The 2,710-nt window shown below is 62.7% G+C and carries 3 protein-coding genes; 2 read left to right on the top strand and 1 reads right to left on the bottom strand.

The annotated features are described in order from the left end of the window. Window positions 1-362: 362 nt before the first annotated feature. Window positions 363-1,715: a hemolysin family protein gene (locus K1X71_21280; GenBank protein MBX7075683.1), complete on the bottom strand. Its 1,353-nt coding sequence runs from the start codon at window positions 1,713-1,715 to the stop codon at window positions 363-365. Window positions 1,716-1,989: 274 nt separating this feature from the next. Between K1X71_21280 and K1X71_21275 the strand changes: the two genes are divergently transcribed. Both K1X71_21275 and K1X71_21270 read left to right on the top strand, forming a co-directional pair. Beyond that, window positions 1,990-2,391, top strand: a complete 402-nt coding sequence (locus K1X71_21275) for a YidB family protein (GenBank protein ID MBX7075682.1) — start codon at window positions 1,990-1,992, stop codon at window positions 2,389-2,391. Window positions 2,392-2,480: 89 nt separating this feature from the next. Next, a partial coding sequence (locus tag K1X71_21270) for a hypothetical protein (GenBank protein MBX7075681.1) occupies window positions 2,481-2,710 on the top strand: 230 nt, incomplete at its 3' end.

The following is a 2,710-nucleotide window of genomic DNA, read 5'->3' as shown; positions in this document are numbered from 1 at the left end:
AAGATTTCGCGCGGCGCTTTTCTTCTCTAGCCACTCGCCACTTTCCTCAGCGGCCGCAGGCCGTTGGGGCGGGAGGGAATCTTCCCCTATTCACCTGCTCCACTGCTCACCTGATCCAACTCGTGTGGCTCCGCCAAGTGGTAAGCAACGTGCGATCCTCCAACCGCGCGGCTTCTTCCTTCTCTAGCCACTCGCCACTTTTCCTCAGCGGCCGCAGGCCGATGGAGCGGGGGGGCGGCTTCCCCCATTCACCTGCTCCACTGCTCACCTGATCGAACTCGTGTGGCTCCGCGACTTGGCGACTCGGCGTTTTTTCTTCCCCCTCATCACTAACCACTAACCACCAGCCACCAGCCACTTTCTCACCCATCTCCCGGCTCAATCGCCTTGCCGCTGCCGTCCCCCGGAGATTCCACCGCGGCATGCACCAGTACGCGATCGATCCGTGGGCCGTCCATATCGATCACTTCCAGCGACACCCCTTGCCAGGTAAGCCGTTCGCCTACTTTCGGAATGGCGCCCAGTTCATCCAATATCAAGCCCGCCACGGTGCTGTACCCCCGCTCGTCTGGTAATTCCACTTTCAGTTCCAGCCGCTCGATCATCTCGTCGATGCTCACGCGGCCATCGACCAGCCACGACCCATCGGGCCGCCGCACGATCGATTGCTGTTCGTCGCGGTGATGTTCGTCGTGGATTTCGCCCACCAACTCCTGCACCACGTCTTCGAGCGTCACCATCCCTTCGGTGCCACCGTACTCGTCGAGCACCAGCGCCAGTTGCGTATGCTCCTCTTGAAACAACTTGAGCAACCGATCGAGCGGCAACGTCTCGGGCACAAACAGCGCCGGCCGCAACAACTTGCGCAGATTAATCGGCCAACCGAGGTACTGCTGGCGGAACAGGTCTTTGATGTGCACGTACCCCAGCACATGATCGAGGTCCCCCTCGTACACCGGCAGGCGCGAGAAGCCTGCCATTGCCACCGTGCCGATCACCTCCTCGGCCGGGGTGTCGATGTCCAGCGCGTCGAGTTCGATGCGCGGCCGCATCACGTCGCGCACCGGGCGTTCTCCCAATTGCAGCGCTTCGAGCGCCACTTGCTGTTCCGACAGGTCGAGCACTCCTTCGGCCGTGCCCGTCTTGATCAGATGTTGGATATCTTCGATCTGCACCGAGACGTTGGGCGCCTTGTGCGCCCCGATCAGCGCCAGCGCCACATCGGTCGATCGCCCCATGAACCACACCAATGGCTTGGCGGCCGATTCGACAAACCGCATCGGCAGCGCCACGATCCGCGCGAGCGATTCGGCATGTCGCAGCGCGAATCGCTTCGGCACCAACTCGCCGAGCACCAGTTGAAAATACGCCAGCCCCATCACCACCAGCCCCAGGCTCAGCGTCTCGCCTCTGATGCCCCAGAAGTTCACCTTTTGCACGTTGAGATGCTGGGCGACGAGCGGGGCCAGTTCGGCGCCGCCGAACGCGGCCGCCAGCGTGCCCACCAGCGTGATGCCAACCTGCACGGTCGACAGAAAGCGATTGGGGTTCTCGGCCAGCTCGAGCGCAATCCGCGATCCGCGATCGCCCGCCTCGGCCTGCTGTTTCAGGCGTCCGCGTCGCGCCGCAATGATGGCGATCTCCGCCCCGGCGAAGAAACCGTTGGCCAACACCAGTGCGAAGATGATCAGCGATTCAGCGACGATCGGGGGCAAGGTGCTCCTCGAACTGCGGCGGATAAGACGCTGGGGCGCTCCCAGCGGGGCCGTTATTCTACAAGTCGCGGCGCTGCCTCACAATCAAGCGCCGCTCGCCGGTCAGTGGCCAGCCGGCGATCTTTTTCGCCCGCTGGATTCCATTAGCTGATCGTGGATGTATAACCACTCTTTAGCGACGCCCCGGCGGCAGTGCATCGGGCCAGTAGTTGTGTCGCCGGAGCGGCGCTTGTATCCACGGCGTTTCGCTTCTTCTCTTTCGCGGGAGTCTCCCATGAGCACGGCCCAGAATTCGCTCAATGAACTGCTCGAATCGTTTGCCGCCAAGTGCGGCGCCCAGCCCGAATCCCTGCGGCAAGTCGCCGGCATGTTGCAAAGTGGCGACGGTCTGGCTGGCCTCGTCAAGCAATTTCAAGAACGTGGCCTCGGCGATGTGATCTCCTCCTGGATCGGTTCCGGACCCAACCAGCCAATCTCGCCGCGCGAGGTCGAAGACGCCTTCGGCGAAAAGCTCCATCACATGGCGGCCGAGACCGGCGAAGCCAAAGAACAGCTCAGCGCCAAATTGTCCGAACTGCTCCCCGCGCTGATCGACCAGTTGACCCCCGACGGCAAGATGCCTGAGAATAGCTGGCTGCAGCAGGGACTGGATATGCTGCGGCGTTCCGCCAAGTAAGATATTGGGCCCGGTTGGGCGACTCGCGTAGGATCGCGCATCGTTGATATTCCGCCAGCCGGGCGACTTTTGTTGAAGGAGATAGTTGCATGCGAAGTTTGTTTAGCGCAGCGATGCTGCTCATGTTCGGTCTGGCGATGACCGTGGGTTGCGAAGGCGCCAAGTCCGACTTGGAAAAGGCGACCGACGAGGTGAAGGCCGCGGCCGACGACGCCGCGACCAAAGCCGGCGAAACGGTCGACGCGGTGGGCGATGCCGCCGCTGCGGCCGGCGATGCGGTGCTCGACGCCGCCAGCAAGGCCGCTGACGCCGCGAAGAA

This window comes from Pirellulales bacterium, from assembly GCA_019694455.1.
Classification (GTDB): Bacteria; Planctomycetota; Planctomycetia; order Pirellulales; family JAEUIK01; genus JAIBBY01.
This window is presented reverse-complemented; position numbering and strand designations above follow the sequence as displayed.

Coding starts and splice junctions, on each gene's coding strand:
- K1X71_21275 (MBX7075682.1), top strand. CDS start 1,990: ATGAGCACGGCCCAGAATTCGCTCAATGAACTGCTCGAATCGTTTGCC.